This is a genomic window from Aurantiacibacter marinus (assembly GCF_001021555.1).
GTDB classification, from domain to species: Bacteria; Pseudomonadota; Alphaproteobacteria; order Sphingomonadales; family Sphingomonadaceae; genus Alteraurantiacibacter; species Alteraurantiacibacter marinus.
The window spans coordinates 52,105-68,188 of sequence record NZ_LDCP01000002.1 but is presented as its reverse complement, the minus strand read 5'-3'; the positions used below and the strand labels follow the sequence as shown (position 1 = coordinate 68,188).

The following is a 16,084-nucleotide window of genomic DNA, read 5'->3' as shown; positions in this document are numbered from 1 at the left end:
ATCCTAGCCCTTCATCTGCGTTACATCGTCCACCGCGATCGTGCCGCGCGAACGGAAATAGATGACGAGGATCGCCAAGCCAATGGCAGCTTCACCCGCTGCAACGGTCAAAACGAACATGGCAAAAACCTGTCCGCTCAAATCACCCAGAAAGGCACTGAACGCGACCAGATTGATGTTCACCGCCAGCAAGATGAGTTCGATCGCCATAAGAATGACGATGATGTTCTTGCGGTTGAGAAAAATGCCCAGCACACCGAGCACAAACAGGATGGAACTGACGACGAGGTAATGTTCGATACCGATACCTGAAATCCCGGTCATAGCTCGACCCCCTTGCCGATTTCCGGCTTCACATTGATAGTCGCGTCTTCGGGACGGCGCGCGTTCTGCTTCGCGATGTTCTGGTGGCCGCGAGTGCTGCGCTGCCCGCGATGGGTCAGCACAATCGCACCGATCATGGCGACCAGAAGGATGATGCCCGCCACTTCGAACAGGAACAGATACTTGCCGTACATCAGCACGCCGAGAGCTTCGGTATTGCTCGCTCCTGCCATCGGAGCTGCATCACCCAGCGGCGTTCCAAGATCCAGCTTGCCAGCGCGGTATGCGCCGATACCAAGCACCAGCTCTGCCAGCAGGATGATCGCCACCACCACACCGAGCGGCGCGTTTTTCATGAAACCGGCGCGCATTTCTGCAAAATCAATGTTGAGCATCATCACGACGAACAGGAACAATACCGCGACCGCACCAACGTAAACGACGACCAGCAGCATCGCGAGGAATTCGGCCCCGATGATGACCATGAGGCCCGCCGCGTTAAAGAACGCCAGGATCAGCCAGAGCACAGAATGCACCGGGTTGCGCGCAAGGATCGTCATCGCCGCGGAGGCGATAACGAGTATGGCAAACAGGTAGAAAGCGAACGCGGTCAAATTATGCCCCTATCGAGTCTTGCGGCGCGGTTAGCGGTAGGGCGCGTCGGCTTCAAGGTTTGCGGCAATCGCCCGCTCCCACTTGTCCCCGTTCGCCAGCAGTTTCGTCTTGTCGTAAAGCAGTTCTTCGCGCGTTTCGGTTGCGTATTCGAAGTTCGGCCCTTCGACCACAGCATCCACCGGGCAAGCTTCCTGACAGAAGCCGCAGTAGATGCATTTGGTCATATCGATGTCATATCGCGTGGTGCGGCGGCTGCCATCATCACGTGGTTCGCTTTCAATGGTGATCGCCTGCGCGGGACACACCGCCTCGCACAGCTTGCACGCAATGCAGCGCTCCTCGCCATTGGGGTAACGGCGTAGTGCGTGCTCACCGCGAAAACGTGGGGATAGCGAGTTCTTTTCGAACGGATAGTTGAGCGTCACCTTCGGCTTGAAGAAATACTTCAGCGTCAGCGCGTGGGCCTTGAGGAATTCCCAAAGCGTGAACGATTTTATAAGTTGGGCAGCGGTCATGCCGCACCTCCATAACGGGTCAGCATCAGCCACCCGGAAATAAGAACGACGAACAGAAGGCTCATCGGCAGGAACACTTTCCAGCCAAGCCGCATCAGCTGGTCATATCGGTAACGCGGCACGGTCGCCCAGATCCAGCTGAACATGAAGAAGAACACGAAGGTCTTCAGCAGGAACCAGATGAAGCCCGGCACATAATACAGCGGCGCCCAGTCAATCGGAGGCAGCCAGCCACCGAAGAACAGCAGCGTGTTGAGGCTGCACATCAGCAGGATGTTGGCATATTCGCCCAGCCAGAACAGCGCGAAGGCCATGGAGCTGTACTCGGTCTGATAACCGGCCACCAGCTCGCTTTCCGCTTCAGTCAGGTCGAACGGCGTGCGCTGCGTTTCCGCAAGGCTGGAGATGAAGAACAGCACCCACATCGGGAACAGCAGCGGATGCACGACATAGGCGTTAATCACGCCAAGTCCGAAGCCTTCCTGCGCGCGCACGATGTCATTCAGGTTGAACGTGCCTGCAAAAAGCACCACGCACACCAGGATAAAGCCGATGGAAACTTCGTAAGAGATCATCTGCGCGGCGGCGCGCATGGCGGAGAAAAACGGGTATTTGGAGTTACTCGCCCAGCCCGCCATCGTGATGCCGTATACCGACAGCGAACTGATCGCGAGAATGTACAGCAGGCCGACATTGATATCCGCCAGCACCCATGTTTCGGAAAACGGGATAACTGCCCACGCCACCAGTGCCACGGTGAAAGTGATGATCGGTGCGAGCAGGAAAATGCCCTTGTTCGCCGCACTGGGGATGATGGTTTCCTGCAAGAAGACCTTCAGCCCATCAGCAAAGCTTTGCAACAGGCCAAACGGACCCACCACATTCGGCCCGCGCCGCAGCATGATTGCGCCAAGCACCTTGCGGTCGACATAGATCACCATGGCAACGGCAAACATCACCGGCAGAGCGATCAGGAGAATGCCAATCACGGAGGCGAGGACGAGCGCAAAGCCCGCGCTCATGCCTTGAGAGATGAAAAATTCGGTCATTCCGCAGCCTCCTTCAGCATATCGCCGTTGAGCAATTCATCAGAACACTGCTGCATGACCGCGCTCGAACGAGCGATTGAATTGGTGAGGTAGAAGTCCTTGACCGGGTAGCCGCTAATTTCGCCTGAAGGGGCCGAGCCTGCCGGAGCAGCGGGCAAAGCGCCATAATCCGCGATCTCGCCCTCATTACCCAACGAAGGCACTTCCGCCGTCATCGCGCTGCGCAATTCGTGATAGCTGTCAAAGCCGACGCTCACGCCCAGCGAATCGGCCAGTGCACGCAGGATCGTCCAGTCTTCACGTGCATCGCCGGGAGCGAAAATCGCCTTGTCGGCCATCTGAACGCGGCCTTCGGTGTTTACATAAGTGCCGGGCTTTTCGGTGTAGGCACTGGCAGGCAGGATGATATCCGCCGCGTGCGCGCCCTTATCACCGTGGTGGCCGATGTAGACTTTCAGCGCATCGGGGAACTTAGTGAAATCCACCTCGTCCGCGCCAAGTGCCAGAACAACCTTTGGCCCCGCCTTGACGATATCCGCCATGCCGCCCTTTTGCGCAAAACCGAGCATCAGCGCGCCCATGCGGGCGGCCGAGAAGTGCAGCACGTTAAAGCCGTTCCAGCCATCTTTCACCATGCCGAAATCGTGCGCGATGCGCAGCGCAGCGCCGTGCGCACCCGCAACCAGCCCTGCCCCGCCGATAATGACGGCAGGCTTTTCAGCGCCCTTCAGCGCATCCTGAACATGGGCAGGCAAATTGCCGAGAATACCGACATCACTGCCAAGGAATTCTGCTTTATAGGTCGTGTCCCACTCAGGCCCGACCAAAAACACCTTCGCGCCGCGCTTCACCGCCTTGCGAATACGGACATTCACCAGCGGCGCTTCCCAGCGCACATGGCTGCCGATGATAAGGATAGCGTCCGCTTCCTCGATCCCGGCAAAGCTGCTGTTGAAATTGACGCCGGCAAGGCTGGATACGTCATAATCCATGCCGGTCTGGCGGCTTTCGATCAGAGAAGAACCACTCGCCTTCAGCAGGGCCTTGGCCGCGAACATTGTTTCGCAATCGACCATATCGCCCGCAATTGCAGCGATGGCCTTGCCTGGCTTGGCCTTGGCGATTTTCTTGAATGCATCGTCCCACGTGCTCTCGACGAGCTTGCCAGACTTACGCAGGAATACCTTGTCGAGACGGCGGCGCGTCAGGCCATCGACCTGATAACGCGCCTTGTCCGAGATCCACTCCTCATTCACATCATCATTGATGCGGGGCAGCACGCGGAGCACTTCACGCCCGCGGCTGTCGATCCGGATGTTGGAGCCAACCGCGTCCGACACATCGATGCCGAGCGTCTTCTTCAGCTCCCACGGTCGCGATTCATAGGCGTAAGGCCCACTGGTAAGCGCACCGACGGGGCACAAATCGATCACATTGGCAGACAGCTCATGCTTGGCTGCCTGCTCAAGATAGGTGGTAATCTGCATGTCTTCGCCGCGGTAAAGCGCGCCGATTTCGTCCACACCGGCCACTTCTTCGGAGAAGCGGACGCAGCGGGTGCAGTGGATGCAGCGGGTCATGATCGTCTTGATCAGCGGGCCCATGTTCTTGGACATCACTGCGCGTTTGTTCTCGTGATATCGGCTGCCGCCCCGGCCATAGGCCATCGCCTGGTCCTGCAAATCACACTCGCCGCCCTGATCGCAAATCGGGCAATCAAGTGGATGGTTGATCAGCAGAAATTCCATCACGCCTTCGCGCGCGGTTTTTACCATCTCGGAATCCGTACGGATTTCCTGGCCTTCGGTGGCTGGCAAAGCGCAGGAAGCCTGCGGCTTAGGCGGTCCAGGCTTCACTTCGACCAGACACATCCGGCAGTTGCCAGCGATACTTAGCCGTTCGTGATAACAGAAACGCGGAATTTCCTTGCCCGCCAGCTCACACGCCTGCAGCACGGTTGCGCCTGCGGGAACCTCGATTTCCTGTCCGTCTACGGTTACCTTAGGCATCGTCGTCACTTTCTGCAGGAGCGCTGTTCTGCGCTGCCAGAATACGGAAGCTCGCCGTGGCCAGCATCGATCGCATGGCCAGAGGCGTTGCCTCGATTGCGCTGCCGCTCTGCGTGCAGATAGCCTGTACCAGTTCCAGCTGGGCAAACGCAGCCGTCTCCTCGTCCGACGCAGGCGCGGTAGCAAACAGGTCCGCCGCCAGATTTGGTGCGCCGAGCACCATGCAACTGGCAACCTGATCAGTGTAGGAATGCGTTGTCACCGGCTCGCCGATGACAGCCATGGAAAGCCGTTTGACGAGAGGCTCTTGCGCTTCCATTTCGATCATCTGTTCCGCAAGGCCGCCCGCAAATGGCAATCCGCCCAGTTCGATCCGGCGATAGGCGCGCGGCATGGCGTTGAAGCATTCCTCGCTCACCCGGCGCTCGCCAAGCTCGCGAATAAGGCTGCGATAACGGTCTGTGCGATAATCAAGGATCAGCAGATCGTGCACATCTTGTGGAAACTCGTCAGCGATACAGGCGGTCCACGCGGCAACTGCAAGGCGCTGCATCCGTTCGCTGCGCTCTTGCTGCGCCTGTGCCGGAGCTGCGACTGCGAGTCCGATAAATCCCGCGATGGCGATATGAAGAATTCTGATCATTCTGCCGCCTCCTGCAAAACGCCATCACGCTCTGCAATCCGCCGCTCCAACTCAGGGCGGAAATGCTTTAGCAAACCCTGGATCGGCCACGCTGCGGCGTCGCCCAGCGCGCAGATCGTGTGACCTTCAACCTGCTTTGTCACCTGATACAGCATGTCGATTTCTTCAGAGCTGCTTTCACCTGTGCGAAGCCGCTCCATCACGCGCCACATCCAGCCTGTGCCTTCACGGCAAGGCGTGCACTGGCCGCAGCTTTCATGTTTGTAGAAATAGCTGAGACGGCTGATCGCACGGACGATATCGGTGGACTTGTCCATCACGATAACACCCGCAGTACCAAGGCCGGAGCCAAGTTCCTTCAGGCCGTCAAAATCCATATGCGCGTGGCGGATCTGCTCGGCAGGCACGAGCGGAACCGACGATCCGCCGGGAATTACCGCGAGAAGATTATCCCACCCGCCACGAATACCGCCGCAGTGCTTTTCTATCAGCTCTTCGAAGGTGATGCTCATCGCTTCTTCAACGACGCATGGGTTGTTCACATGCCCGCTGATCTGGAACAATTTGGTGCCCTTGTTTCCTTCACGTCCGAAGCTGGAAAACCAGCTCGCGCCGCGTCGCAGGATCGTGGGGACGACCGCGATGCTTTCGACATTGTTGACCGTGGTTGGGCAGCCATACAGGCCAGCGCCTGCCGGGAACGGGGGCTTAAGGCGTGGCTGGCCTTTCTTGCCCTCGAGGCTTTCGATCATCGCGGTTTCTTCGCCGCAGATATACGCGCCCGCACCGCGGTGCATGAACACATCGAAGTCAAAGCCGGAGCCGCTGGCATTCTTGCCGATGAAGCCTGCGTCATATGCCTCGTCAATCGCGGCCTGAAGCGTTTCGGCTTCCCGGATATATTCGCCGCGAATATAGATGTAGGCGGCCCTCGCTCGCATGGCGAAACCGGCGACCAGCGCGCCTTCGATCAATTTGTGCGGATCGTGGCGGATGATCTCGCGGTCCTTGCACGAACCCGGCTCCGATTCATCGGCATTGATTACCAGGAATGACGGACGCCCATCTTTGCTTTCCTTGGGCATGAAGGACCATTTCATGCCGGTGGGGAAGCCAGCACCACCGCGCCCGCGCAGGCCCGACGCCTTTATCTCTTCGATAATGGCGTCCTGCCCACGCGCGATCAGCGCCTTGGTATCGTCCCAATCACCGCGCTTTTCAGCAGCTTTCAGGCCCCAGTCCTGAAAGCCGTAGACGTTGGTGAAGATGCGATCCTTGTCCTGAAGGCTCATGCGCCAACTCCGAATACGTAAATTGCCGCCGCCGCGAGAATTGCGACCAGAACGACTGTCTTGATAATGCCCTTGAGCACCTTCCACGCGATGAAAACGAGGATCAGCGCGATGATGATGGGGAATATCTGGTCCATCACAAATCGCCCCCCGGCTTCTTGGAAGAGAAATAGCCGAACCCGCCGAACAGGAAACCGAGGATCAGCCAGACGATCCAGCTATCACCCTTCAACATCTGCACGGCCGCCAGAATGATGAAAATCACCCCTACGCCCTGCATACCATTTTTAGGAGTGACGGCCATCACCACTCCTCCCGGTAATCGTGATTGGCGTCGACCATTTCCTTGAGGCTGGTCACGCCGCCCGAAGGCTCAGACGTGTGCCGGCCCGGTTCTTGCGTGCCTTCCTTTGGCTGATCGCCTGCGGCCAGCGCATCTAGCACGGCGTCCAGACGTTCAGCAGTCAGGTCTTCGTAATTGGCATCATTGATCTGGACCATTGGCGCAGTGGCGCAATTGCCCATGCATTCGACTTCGCTGAGCGTCCACAAACCGTCCTCGGACACCTTGCCGAAATCCATTCCGCGCGACTCGCAAGCCGCCATGATCTCGTCCGAACCGCGCAGCATGCACGGCGTGGTACCGCATACCTGCACGTGGAATTTGCCAACCGGAACAAGGTTATACATCATGTAGAACGTCGCGACTTCCAGCACGCGGATCACCGGCATATCGAGATATTCGGCGACATATTCGATCACCGGGAGCGGCAACCAGCCTTGCGTATTCGTCTCTTCGCCCACCTGGCGCTGCGCCAGATCGAGCAGCGGCATCACCGCGCTCTTCTGGCGGCCTTCGGGATATTTCTTGATATGCCAGTCGGCCTTTTCACGGTTTGCATCCGTGAAAGTCCAGCCACCAAACTGCGCGCGCAATTCGGGTGTGTCGGGGGCGATATGTCTACCGGCCATGTGCCAGTCTCCGTTCGATATAGCGGCCCACATACAGGCCGATCACCGCAGCAAAGGCGGTGGAGAGGATTTCCTTGAGCGGCGCTTCCCCGTGGAAGACCGCGAGATATGCGGCAGTGGCCGATGCGAATGCGGCGAAAGCTGCGACGATAATGAAGAATTCGCGGAGGATCATTTGACACGATCCCACACCGCAACGAGCGCGAAAGTTGCCAATAGAACCGGAACGATCAATATCCAGCGACTTACCCCGGTAACGTCATGCATTGCCAGCAAAGCAACGACTGCAGTGAGAGGGAAAATAATGTGACGAGCACGATCTAAACGCTCAAGAATCACCGATCACACTCCCCGAACACCACGTCGATCGCGCCGAGGATAGCCGTTGCGTCGGGCAGCATGTGGCCCTTCGTCATGAAGTCCATCGCCTGCAAATGCGAGAACGCGGTCGGGCGTATCTTGCAGCGGTAGGGTTTGTTTGACCCGTCGCTCACCAGATAGACGCCGAATTCGCCCTTTGGGCTTTCCGTCGCGACATAGACTTCGCCCGCCGGAACGTGGAAGCCTTCGGTGTAGAGCTTGAAGTGATGGATCAGCGCTTCCATCGACTGCTTCATCTCGGCGCGCTTGGGCGGAGCGATCTTGCGGTCGTCCGTCGCAATCGGGCCTTCGGGCATTTCGGCGAGGCATTGCTTGATGATGCGGGCGGACTGGTAGACTTCTTCCACGCGGACCATGAAGCGGTCGTAGCAATCGGAATTGGTGCCGACCGGGATTTCAAAGTCCATGCGGTCATACACATCATAGGGCTGCGATTTGCGCAGGTCCCACGGCACGCCGGCCGCGCGGATCATCGGGCCGGAGAAGCCCCAGGCAATCGCGTCTTCTTTCGAAACCAATGCAATATCGACATTGCGCTGTTTGAAAATGCGGTTGTCGATCACCAGGCTCATCGCATCGCCGAACAGTTCGGGTAGGCGCGTATCGACCCAGTCGCCGATGTCGGTCAGCAGCTTCAGCGGCACATCCTGATGGACGCCGCCGGGACGGAAATAGGCAGAGTGCATGCGCGCGCCGGAGGCACGTTCGAAGAAGTTCAGGCAGTCCTCACGCAGTTCGAACACCCACAGGTTTGGCGTCATGGCGCCAACGTCCATCACATGCGCGCCGATATTGAGCATGTGATTGCAGATGCGCGTCAGCTCCGCGAACAGCACACGCAGATATTGCGCGCGTTCGGGCACTTCGACATTCAGCAGCTTCTCGATGGCGAGGACATAGCTGTATTCCTGCGCCAGCGGGGAACAGTAATCGAGCCGGTCAAAATACGGCAGCGCCTGCAAATAGGTCTTGTATTCGATCAGCTTTTCGGTGCCGCGATGCAGCAGGCCGACATGCGGATCGACACGTTCGATAATTTCGCCGTCCAGTTCCATGACCATGCGCAAAACGCCGTGCGCGGCAGGGTGCTGGGGGCCGAAGTTGATCGTGTAGTTGGAGATTTCCTCGCCGTCTGTGGTGGGCGATTCTTCGAGTGTGAGGCCGCTCATTTGCCGTCCCCCTTGGTCATCATAGCGGGCGGATCAGCCTTGGTGCCTTCCGCCGCCTTGTCATCGGTTTTCGCGCCCGCGCCGGTCTGCTTTTCGCTTTCGGTCGTCTTGGGCTTATCGACATCCGGCATATCGGCCTTTTCATCGCCCGGCAGGACGTAATCGGCACCCTCCCATGGCGAGGTGAAATCGAAAGTGCGGAAATCCTGCGCCAGTTCCACCGGCTCATAAACAACGCGCTTTTCCTCCTCGGAATAGCGCAGTTCGGTGTACCCCGTCAGCGGGAAGTCCTTGCGGAAAGGATGCCCTTCAAAGCCGTAATCGGTGAGGATGCGGCGCAAATCAGTGTTGCCGTCGAAAGTGACGCCGAACATGTCGAACACTTCGCGCTCCAGCCATCCAGCCACCGGCCACAGCGTTGTGACAGTGGGAACGGGCGTATCTTCGTCCGTGCTGACCTTCACCATGACACGGTGGTTCTTGGTCAGGCTGAGGAGCATGTAGACTACTTCAAACCGCTCTGTCCGGCCCGGAAAATCAACACCAGCGATTTCAACGAGTTGCTGGTAAGCGTGCTCGTCACGCAGGGTGCGCAGCACGTCCTCTATGGAATCGCGCTGCACGGTGATGATGATCTCGCCGTGATTTTCGGAAGAGCCCAACACATGCGCGCCAAGCACTTTTGTCAGCGCATCGCGTACACCTTCATTGGAAGCGATCCTGGGGGCGGAATGAACGACCGTCATCGTTCAATCGTCCCGCTGCGGCGGATTTTGCGCTGCAATTGCATTACGCCGTACAGCAGCGCCTCTGCCGTTGGCGGGCACCCGGGAATGTAGATATCTACCGGCACAATGCGATCACAACCGCGCACTACGGAATAGCTGTAATGATAGTAGCCGCCGCCATTGGCGCAGCTGCCCATCGAAATCACATATTTCGGCTCCGACATCTGGTCGTAAACACGGCGAAGTGCGGGCGCCATCTTGTTGCACAGCGTACCTGCCACGATCATCACATCAGACTGGCGCGGGCTGGCGCGCGGGGCGATGCCGAAACGTTCCATATCGTAACGCGGCATGTTGACGTGGATCATCTCCACCGCGCAGCACGCCAGACCGAATGTCATCCACCACAGGGAGCCGGTACGCGCCCACTGGAACAGATCTTCGGTGCTGGTGACGAGGAATCCCTTGTCATTCACCTCTGTCTGGAGCGCGTTGAAATAGTCCGTGTCAGGCTGCTTTACCTCACCGGGTTGTGCTGCGGGGATGTTTTCGTTCACTCCCATTCGAGAGCTCCCTTCTTCCATTCATATGCAAAGCCCACCGCAAGGATGAACAGGAAAACCATCATGCCGATCCACCCGGCCCAGCCTGTATGTTCCAGGCTTACTGCCCATGGAAACAGAAACGCCGCCTCCAAGTCGAAGATGATGAACAGGATCGCGACGAGATAGAAGCGCACATCGAACTGATTACGCGGCGCTTCGAATGCGGGAAAACCACATTCATATTCGGCAAGTTTGTCAGTCGCAGGCTGGTGACTGCCTGTGAGACGAGACACGCCCATCGGCAGAAACACGAACGCAACAGACAGGCCAAATGCGATGGCGAGGAACAGCAGGATCGGGAGATACTGCACAAGATATGGATTGAGATCGGCCAAAGCGGACTCGGATATAGCTAAAGGGTTGGTGGCGCGTTTAGGCCCCTGCCCGCCATCATGCAAGGCGACTAAGGACCCTATTTACGGTTGTTATGGTGCAGTTTCCACCAGTTGCAGCTCAGCGGCCGTAATGGGCGTGCCTGTTACCGCCGGTCAAACCGCCCGTCATGCCCCGATATCAGACTTCAACCTGTTCTATTTCCGCGCCATCATGTGCAGCATCTTGCGAGCCCGATCCCCATATGGTGGTTTCAGGCCTGCCATGCCCGCCACATCGATTTTCGGCTGAGTATAGACGGCGCGCGCATGGCTGAATTCGCGGAATCCCTCCACGCCGTGATATGCGCCGATGCCGCTGGCACCGACACCGCCAAAGGGCATGTCCTCCACAGTGTTGTGGAAGATGACATCGTTGACCGTCACCCCGCCGGAGATCGTGCGGGACAGCACTGCATCACGTTCAGCGGAGTCATTGCCGAAATAATACAAGGCAAGCGGTCGCCCGCCATCGTTGATGAATTGAATAGCTTCATCAATACCGCGATAGGTTTTTACCGGCAGCACCGGACCAAAAATCTCCTCCTGCATGGCCTGCATATCCGGTGTGGGATTCCGGATAATTGTAAGCGGCATCTTGCGGGTGTTGCTGGCGCTGAAGTCCTCTCCCGCCGGATTGATTTCCATGACATCGCCGCCCTTGTCGCGCGCGTCAGCCACCATTTCCTGCAATCTGGAATACTGGCTGTCATTGATCACGCTCGCATAGTCAGGATTATCGCGCACAGTGGGATATTGATCCAATACGCCCAGTTCCAGCGACGCAATCACGCCATCTTCCATGCTTTCGGGCACAAGGAGATAGTCCGGGGCGATGCATATCTGACCGGCATTCATCATCTTGCCGGTTACGATGCGCGAACCGGTGCGTTCAAGGTCGGCGCTGGCGCCGATGATCGCCGGACTTTTCCCGCCCAGTTCGAGCGTTACTGGAGTAAGGTTTGTGCCAGCAGCTTCCATCACCTTGCGTCCGGTTTCAGTAGAACCGGTAAAGACAAGGTGATCGAAGGGCAGCGCGGAAAACGCTTTTGCAACGTCAACGCCGCCAGTTGCGACAGCTACTTCGTGTGCATCGAACCGCGCACCCACCAGTTCGGCAATCAAATTTGCAGTCGTTGGCGTGGACTCGCTCGGTTTGATCATCGCGCGGTTGCCTGCTGCCAGCACCTGCGCCAGCGGACCAAAGGCGAGGTTCACAGGGAAGTTCCACGGGCTGATGATGCCCACAACGCCCTTTGGCTCGTAACGCACTTCGGCCTTCGCGCCGAGCAGGCCCAGCGGAAACTGCACGCTGCGACTATCCGGCTTCGCCCAATGCGCCATTTTTTCACGGCAATATTTGGCGAACCGGATGGACACCAGAATATCGGTGAGCATGCTCTGCACTTCGGACCGGTTGCCATAATCCTCGCTCATCGCATCACACAGCGCCTTGTCATTGTCGGCCAGCAAGGCAATCGTCCGGTCGAGCCGGTCACGGCGGATTGAAAGCGCCTCCGGCCGGGCCGCAATGAACGCTCGTTGCTGCGCCTCGAGCATGGGTTTCAGCATTGCGGGGTCGGTAAGGGTAGCGGACATTTCTGGTACCTCTGCTTGTATCGTCTGGATTTATTCTCCCAACGCGCGCCGATTGCATTCGTTGCGGCGCATTCCTAAAAGACCTGCGAAACCAATCCAATCTAATGCCCGAAAGGCCTGCATCCATGCCCGCATTCAATGAAAGCGATCCGATTGTCATTCTGTCCTACGCCCGCACCCCCATGGGGGCGATGCAGGGCGCACTTGCCGATGTTGCTGCCACCGATCTTGGCGCAACGGCGGTGAAGGCTGCAATTGAACGTGCGGGTGTTGCAGGTGAGGATGTGGACCGCGTTTACATGGGCTGCGTACTTCCTGCCGGGCTTGGTCAGGCCCCTGCCCGTCAGGCTGCACTAAAGGCTGGCCTGCCACTAAGCGCGCAGGCCACCACGGTAAACAAGGTATGCGGCAGCGGGATGCAAACCGTCATCATGGGCGCAGAAGCGCTTGCCACCGGGTCAGCCGACACCATTGTTGCCGGCGGCATGGAAAGCATGACCAACGCACCGTATCTGCTGAAGAAGCACCGTTCCGGAGCGCGCATCGGCCATGATACGGCCTATGACCACATGTTCCTGGACGGACTTGAAGATGCCTATGAAGAAGGCCGCGCCATGGGAACATTCGCACAGGACATGGCGGACAAGTATCAACTGACCCGCGAAGAAATGGATGATTACTCCATCGCCTCTCTCGAACGCGCAAATGCCGCGATTTCCAGCGGCGCATTTGCTGGCGAAGTCGTGCCGGTTACCTTCTCGACCCGTCGCGGCGATGTCACCGTCGACACTGACGAAGCGCCTGGCAAGGGCAATCCGGACAAGATCCCGCAGCTGCGCCCAGCATTTGCCAAGGACGGTACGATCACGGCCGCGACATCCTCTTCAATTTCGGATGGTGCAGCAGCGGTCGTGCTGACGCGCAAGAGCGTTGCGGAAGCAAAGGGCCTGACTCCGGTCGCAACTGTGATTGGCCTGACTGCCCACGCGCAGGCGCCTGAAGAGTTCACTATCGCTCCGGTCGGCGCGATCAAGAAGCTGCTCGATCAGACCGGCTGGAGCGTGGAAGATGTTGATCTGTGGGAAGTGAACGAGGCCTTTGCCTGTGTCGCCATGTTCGCCATGCGCGACATCGGCATTGCGCATGAGAAGATCAATGTGAATGGCGGCGGCACCGCATTGGGCCATCCCATCGGCGCGAGCGGCACACGCATTATCGTCACTCTAATCAACGCGTTGAAGCAACAGGGCAAGAAACGCGGCATTGCATCGCTTTGCATTGGCGGCGGCGAAGCAACGGCACTGGCAGTCGAGCTCGCCTGATTATTCGGTTTGCCCCTTCGCACTCGCCATCGCTGGCGAATTATGTGAGGAAGGCTTTCCAATCTTGCACTACCAACCCCCGAAACAACATTCAGGACATTACCATGAAGACAATTTTTGCACTTGCCGGCGTATGTGCCGCATCCCTGACGCTGGCAGCCTGCGGTGGCAATGATGCCGCAGAACCGACCGAAGCGGTGATTGACGATACAGTCGCTACGACACCTGTCGCCTCTGATGCTGGTACATATACTTCGCTGACCGAAGATGGCACCGAGCTCGCAATCTCGCTGAATGCTGATGGCTCCTACGCTGTTACCGAAGCGGGTGAACAGGTTGAAACAGGCACGTGGGAAGACACCGCAGAAGGCGCTTGCTGGACTGCCCAAGGCGCAGCCGAAGCGGATTGTGCGACTTTCGCTCCTGGTGTTGAAGCTGGCACGGTCGATATGACCAATTCTGCTGGCGACACCCTGACTTTCTCCTACACGAGCTAAGTCCGAAGCACCCGTAAACAAAAAAGGGCGGCCCCGCTGGGTCGCCCTTTTTTGTTGCGAGCCGATTCTACCGAATGGTCAAGGCTCACCCGCGCCCCACAGGCGATCTTGCTCGACCCACCCGCGGTGACCTTCGACATCAAGCTCACACCAATCCACTGCACATTGACCCAAATCGCCGATAACTCCTGGCTCCAGATTCCAGCGCAATTGCGCCTGATCAGAACCACTTTCGCGCATAGGGGCAAGATCTTGGCCCGTCACGATGGCCGTTCGTTTATCACTGAGCAGACCTGAGAATATCCAACCTTGTGTTCCGTCCGGCTCCTGGACAAGGCGCCAGCCCTGATGGCGGCGGATAACTTTCAAAGGCAATCCGGGGCGCTCGTAAACCCACTCTATGGGAAACTGTTCGCCGGCACCCACCCGCATATTGGCCTCTTCAGCTGCCAAGCTGGCCCAATAGGGTACCCCCGTATCCTGCGCATGTGCGCCCACGGGAAGAAGGACGACAGCAGCCAAAGCAGCAAGGATTGCATTACGGATCATCCGGCAGTGTCTAGCGTGGTGGATAGAGTCGCCGCAACAGCATCCTTGTAGCTTGCTTGGGGCACTGAATGTGTCTTAACAGGCGCCACGGCCGCAATCCCGCCATCAGAGCGGGCTTCTAGGGGTAAAGAATGTTTCGTAAGACGGGTATCGCACTCACCGGGTTTTTTGGGCTGATCGCCGCTCCGCAAGCTGCTTTCGCTCAAGAGATGACCAATCTCGCTCAGAATGAGACAGGCGATACCGCCTGGATCCTGATGTCGAGCGCGCTGGTTTTGCTGATGACCCTGCCGGGACTGGCGCTGTTTTACGGTGGCCTGGTGCGCGCGAAGAACTTTCTGTCAGTTATGCTGCAGGTCGCCGCAATAGCCGGTCTTGCTTCTGTATTATGGGTGGTGGTCGGTTACACGCTGGCTTTCGGAGACAGCGTTGGCGGCGTCATCGGCAACGGCCAGAAATGGATGCTGATCGAACTGGAAATCCTTCGCGAAGGCATGACCTTGCCGGAAAGCACATTCGTACTTTTCCAGATGACTTTCGCCGCGATAACTCCGGCACTGATGGTTGGCGCATGGGTTGACCGCGCGCGCTTCGGCTGGGTGCTGGCCTTCACCGCCATCTGGGGCCTGCTGGTGTATGCCCCCGTGGCGCACTGGATTTGGGGCGGCGGCTGGCTGGGCCAGCTTGGCGTAGTGGATTTCGCGGGTGGTCTGGTTGTTCATGCAACGGCAGGTACATCCGCGCTGGTTGTCGCTCTGCTGCTGGGTAAACGGCAAGGCTTCCCCTCCTCCGCCCTCCTCCCCCACGCGCCTGCGATGACGATGCTGGGCGCCATGCTGCTGTGGGTCGGGTGGTTCGGCTTTAACGGTGGTAGCGCGCTGACCGCGACGGATGATGCCTCCAGCGCCATTATCAACACCCATGTCGCCGCCGCTGTCGCGGCATTGGTGTGGATTCTGATCGAGAAGATCAAATTCGGCAAACCCACTTCAGTCGGCTTCGCTACGGGCGCAATTGCAGGCCTTGCGACCATAACTCCCGCCGCAGGTTATATCGCCCCCGGTGCTGCGATCTTGCTGGGCGTTGCCGGTTCCATGGTATGTTATTGGGCCATCACATTGGTGAAAAACACGCTGAGCATCGACGATTCACTGGATGTTTTCGCAGTTCACGGAGTGGGCGGTATACTCGGGACGCTGCTCCTCGGCGTATTCATCTGGAGCGGTTTTGGCGGCACTGGCTACACCGAGTTCAGCGCGATGCCACTGGCACTTGGCGTGCAGGCGCTGGGCGTGGTGGTGGTCGTTCTGTTCAGCGCCATAGTAACTGCATTGATCGCCGTGGGTGTCAGCCTGTTCATACCGATGCGCGTGAGCGAGGACGAAGAAGTCCAGGGCCTCGACCAGACCAGCCATGGCGAGCGTGCCTGGCTGATCGACTGATG

At 58.2% G+C, this 16,084-nt stretch carries 20 protein-coding genes; 3 read left to right on the top strand and 17 right to left on the bottom strand.

What is annotated here, in order from left to right; all coding sequences use genetic code 11:
- Positions 1-3: 3 nt before the first annotated feature.
- From nuoK to AB731_RS06600, 16 genes are all read right to left on the bottom strand, one after another.
- Complete coding sequence (gene nuoK / locus AB731_RS06665; protein WP_047093785.1) at positions 4-324, bottom strand: NADH-quinone oxidoreductase subunit NuoK; 321 nt, start codon at positions 322-324, stop codon at positions 4-6.
- Positions 321-938: an NADH-quinone oxidoreductase subunit J gene (locus AB731_RS06660; RefSeq protein ID WP_082126405.1), complete on the bottom strand. Its 618-nt coding sequence runs from the start codon at positions 936-938 to the stop codon at positions 321-323. The genes nuoK and AB731_RS06660 overlap by 4 nt, the downstream gene beginning before the upstream one ends.
- A 30-nt stretch (positions 939-968) precedes the next feature.
- Positions 969-1,454, bottom strand: a complete 486-nt coding sequence (gene nuoI / locus AB731_RS06655) for an NADH-quinone oxidoreductase subunit NuoI (protein ID WP_047093786.1) — start codon at positions 1,452-1,454, stop codon at positions 969-971.
- Positions 1,451-2,503 carry an NADH-quinone oxidoreductase subunit NuoH gene (gene nuoH, locus AB731_RS06650; protein ID WP_047093787.1) on the bottom strand — a complete coding sequence of 351 codons (1,053 nt, stop codon included), beginning with the start codon at positions 2,501-2,503 and terminating at the stop codon, positions 1,451-1,453. The genes nuoI and nuoH overlap by 4 nt, the downstream gene beginning before the upstream one ends.
- Positions 2,500-4,512: an NADH-quinone oxidoreductase subunit NuoG gene (nuoG, locus tag AB731_RS06645; RefSeq protein ID WP_047093788.1), complete on the bottom strand. Its 2,013-nt coding sequence runs from the start codon at positions 4,510-4,512 to the stop codon at positions 2,500-2,502. Before nuoG ends, nuoH begins: the two co-directional genes overlap by 4 nt.
- Positions 4,505-5,155, bottom strand: coding sequence for a hypothetical protein (locus AB731_RS06640; RefSeq protein ID WP_047093789.1), 651 nt, complete (start codon positions 5,153-5,155; stop codon positions 4,505-4,507). Before AB731_RS06640 ends, nuoG begins: the two co-directional genes overlap by 8 nt.
- Entirely contained in the window at positions 5,152-6,447 is a 1,296-nt protein-coding gene (gene nuoF, locus AB731_RS06635) for an NADH-quinone oxidoreductase subunit NuoF (RefSeq protein ID WP_047093790.1), read from the bottom strand. The genes AB731_RS06640 and nuoF overlap by 4 nt, the downstream gene beginning before the upstream one ends.
- Positions 6,444-6,584 (bottom strand): hypothetical protein, encoded by a 141-nt coding sequence (locus AB731_RS14115; protein ID WP_164474695.1) that lies wholly within the window; start codon positions 6,582-6,584, stop codon positions 6,444-6,446. The genes nuoF and AB731_RS14115 overlap by 4 nt, the downstream gene beginning before the upstream one ends.
- Positions 6,584-6,751, bottom strand: coding sequence for a hypothetical protein (locus AB731_RS14110; protein WP_164474696.1), 168 nt, complete (start codon positions 6,749-6,751; stop codon positions 6,584-6,586). Before AB731_RS14110 ends, AB731_RS14115 begins: the two co-directional genes overlap by 1 nt.
- Positions 6,751-7,419 (bottom strand): NADH-quinone oxidoreductase subunit NuoE, encoded by a 669-nt coding sequence (nuoE, locus tag AB731_RS06630; RefSeq protein WP_047093791.1) that lies wholly within the window; start codon positions 7,417-7,419, stop codon positions 6,751-6,753. Before nuoE ends, AB731_RS14110 begins: the two co-directional genes overlap by 1 nt.
- Positions 7,409-7,594 (bottom strand): hypothetical protein, encoded by a 186-nt coding sequence (locus AB731_RS06625; RefSeq protein ID WP_047093792.1) that lies wholly within the window; start codon positions 7,592-7,594, stop codon positions 7,409-7,411. The genes nuoE and AB731_RS06625 overlap by 11 nt, the downstream gene beginning before the upstream one ends.
- A gap of 160 nt (positions 7,595-7,754) precedes the next feature.
- Positions 7,755-8,969: an NADH-quinone oxidoreductase subunit D gene (locus tag AB731_RS06620; RefSeq protein ID WP_047093793.1), complete on the bottom strand. Its 1,215-nt coding sequence runs from the start codon at positions 8,967-8,969 to the stop codon at positions 7,755-7,757.
- Positions 8,966-9,715, bottom strand: a complete 750-nt coding sequence (locus AB731_RS06615; protein WP_047093794.1) for an NADH-quinone oxidoreductase subunit C — start codon at positions 9,713-9,715, stop codon at positions 8,966-8,968. Before AB731_RS06615 ends, AB731_RS06620 begins: the two co-directional genes overlap by 4 nt.
- The gene (locus AB731_RS06610; RefSeq protein ID WP_047093795.1) at positions 9,712-10,260 is read right to left on the bottom strand and encodes a NuoB/complex I 20 kDa subunit family protein; all 549 of its coding nucleotides are present in this window, start codon (positions 10,258-10,260) and stop codon (positions 9,712-9,714) included. The genes AB731_RS06615 and AB731_RS06610 overlap by 4 nt, the downstream gene beginning before the upstream one ends.
- Positions 10,251-10,637: an NADH-quinone oxidoreductase subunit A gene (ndhC, locus tag AB731_RS06605; RefSeq protein WP_047093796.1), complete on the bottom strand. Its 387-nt coding sequence runs from the start codon at positions 10,635-10,637 to the stop codon at positions 10,251-10,253. The genes AB731_RS06610 and ndhC overlap by 10 nt, the downstream gene beginning before the upstream one ends.
- 195 nt (positions 10,638-10,832) lie before the next feature.
- The gene (locus AB731_RS06600; protein WP_047093797.1) at positions 10,833-12,272 is read right to left on the bottom strand and encodes a coniferyl aldehyde dehydrogenase; all 1,440 of its coding nucleotides are present in this window, start codon (positions 12,270-12,272) and stop codon (positions 10,833-10,835) included.
- 125 nt (positions 12,273-12,397) lie between these two features.
- Here AB731_RS06600 and AB731_RS06595 point away from each other — a divergent pair, with 125 nt between their 5' ends.
- Both AB731_RS06595 and AB731_RS06590 read left to right on the top strand, forming a co-directional pair.
- Positions 12,398-13,594 carry a thiolase family protein gene (locus AB731_RS06595; RefSeq protein ID WP_047093951.1) on the top strand — a complete coding sequence of 399 codons (1,197 nt, stop codon included), beginning with the start codon at positions 12,398-12,400 and terminating at the stop codon, positions 13,592-13,594.
- Positions 13,595-13,698: 104 nt separating this feature from the next.
- A complete protein-coding gene (locus tag AB731_RS06590) occupies positions 13,699-14,091 on the top strand; it encodes a hypothetical protein (protein WP_047093798.1) in 393 nt (130 codons plus the stop codon).
- Positions 14,092-14,169: 78 nt separating this feature from the next.
- On the opposite strand, the gene AB731_RS06585 is transcribed toward AB731_RS06590, so the two are convergent.
- The gene (locus AB731_RS06585; protein WP_047093799.1) at positions 14,170-14,640 is read right to left on the bottom strand and encodes an SH3 domain-containing protein; all 471 of its coding nucleotides are present in this window, start codon (positions 14,638-14,640) and stop codon (positions 14,170-14,172) included.
- Between the two features lie 131 nt (positions 14,641-14,771).
- On the opposite strand from AB731_RS06585, the gene AB731_RS06580 reads away from it, so the two are divergent.
- The gene (locus AB731_RS06580; protein WP_047093800.1) at positions 14,772-16,082 is read left to right on the top strand and encodes an ammonium transporter; all 1,311 of its coding nucleotides are present in this window, start codon (positions 14,772-14,774) and stop codon (positions 16,080-16,082) included.
- Positions 16,083-16,084: the final 2 nt, after the last annotated feature.

What these genes read in the sequence shown, in the direction of transcription:
- nuoK (WP_047093785.1), bottom strand. Translation starts at nt 324, where the DNA reads ATGACCGGGATTTCAGGTATCGGTATCGAACATTACCTCGTCGTCAGT.
- nuoI (WP_047093786.1), bottom strand. Translation starts at nt 1,454, where the DNA reads ATGACCGCTGCCCAACTTATAAAATCGTTCACGCTTTGGGAATTCCTC.
- nuoH (WP_047093787.1), bottom strand. Translation starts at nt 2,503, where the DNA reads ATGACCGAATTTTTCATCTCTCAAGGCATGAGCGCGGGCTTTGCGCTC.
- nuoG (WP_047093788.1), bottom strand. Translation starts at nt 4,512, where the DNA reads ATGCCTAAGGTAACCGTAGACGGACAGGAAATCGAGGTTCCCGCAGGC.
- AB731_RS06640 (WP_047093789.1), bottom strand. Translation starts at nt 5,155, where the DNA reads ATGATCAGAATTCTTCATATCGCCATCGCGGGATTTATCGGACTCGCA.
- nuoF (WP_047093790.1), bottom strand. Translation starts at nt 6,447, where the DNA reads ATGAGCCTTCAGGACAAGGATCGCATCTTCACCAACGTCTACGGCTTT.
- AB731_RS14115 (WP_164474695.1), bottom strand. Translation starts at nt 6,584, where the DNA reads ATGGACCAGATATTCCCCATCATCATCGCGCTGATCCTCGTTTTCATC.
- AB731_RS14110 (WP_164474696.1), bottom strand. Translation starts at nt 6,751, where the DNA reads ATGGCCGTCACTCCTAAAAATGGTATGCAGGGCGTAGGGGTGATTTTC.
- nuoE (WP_047093791.1), bottom strand. Translation starts at nt 7,419, where the DNA reads ATGGCCGGTAGACATATCGCCCCCGACACACCCGAATTGCGCGCGCAG.
- AB731_RS06625 (WP_047093792.1), bottom strand. Translation starts at nt 7,594, where the DNA reads ATGATCCTCCGCGAATTCTTCATTATCGTCGCAGCTTTCGCCGCATTC.
- AB731_RS06620 (WP_047093793.1), bottom strand. Translation starts at nt 8,969, where the DNA reads ATGAGCGGCCTCACACTCGAAGAATCGCCCACCACAGACGGCGAGGAA.
- AB731_RS06615 (WP_047093794.1), bottom strand. Translation starts at nt 9,715, where the DNA reads ATGACGGTCGTTCATTCCGCCCCCAGGATCGCTTCCAATGAAGGTGTA.
- AB731_RS06610 (WP_047093795.1), bottom strand. Translation starts at nt 10,260, where the DNA reads ATGGGAGTGAACGAAAACATCCCCGCAGCACAACCCGGTGAGGTAAAG.
- AB731_RS06600 (WP_047093797.1), bottom strand. Translation starts at nt 12,272, where the DNA reads ATGTCCGCTACCCTTACCGACCCCGCAATGCTGAAACCCATGCTCGAG.
- AB731_RS06595 (WP_047093951.1), top strand. Translation starts at nt 12,398, where the DNA reads ATGCCCGCATTCAATGAAAGCGATCCGATTGTCATTCTGTCCTACGCC.
- AB731_RS06590 (WP_047093798.1), top strand. Translation starts at nt 13,699, where the DNA reads ATGAAGACAATTTTTGCACTTGCCGGCGTATGTGCCGCATCCCTGACG.
- AB731_RS06585 (WP_047093799.1), bottom strand. Translation starts at nt 14,640, where the DNA reads ATGATCCGTAATGCAATCCTTGCTGCTTTGGCTGCTGTCGTCCTTCTT.
- AB731_RS06580 (WP_047093800.1), top strand. Translation starts at nt 14,772, where the DNA reads ATGTTTCGTAAGACGGGTATCGCACTCACCGGGTTTTTTGGGCTGATC.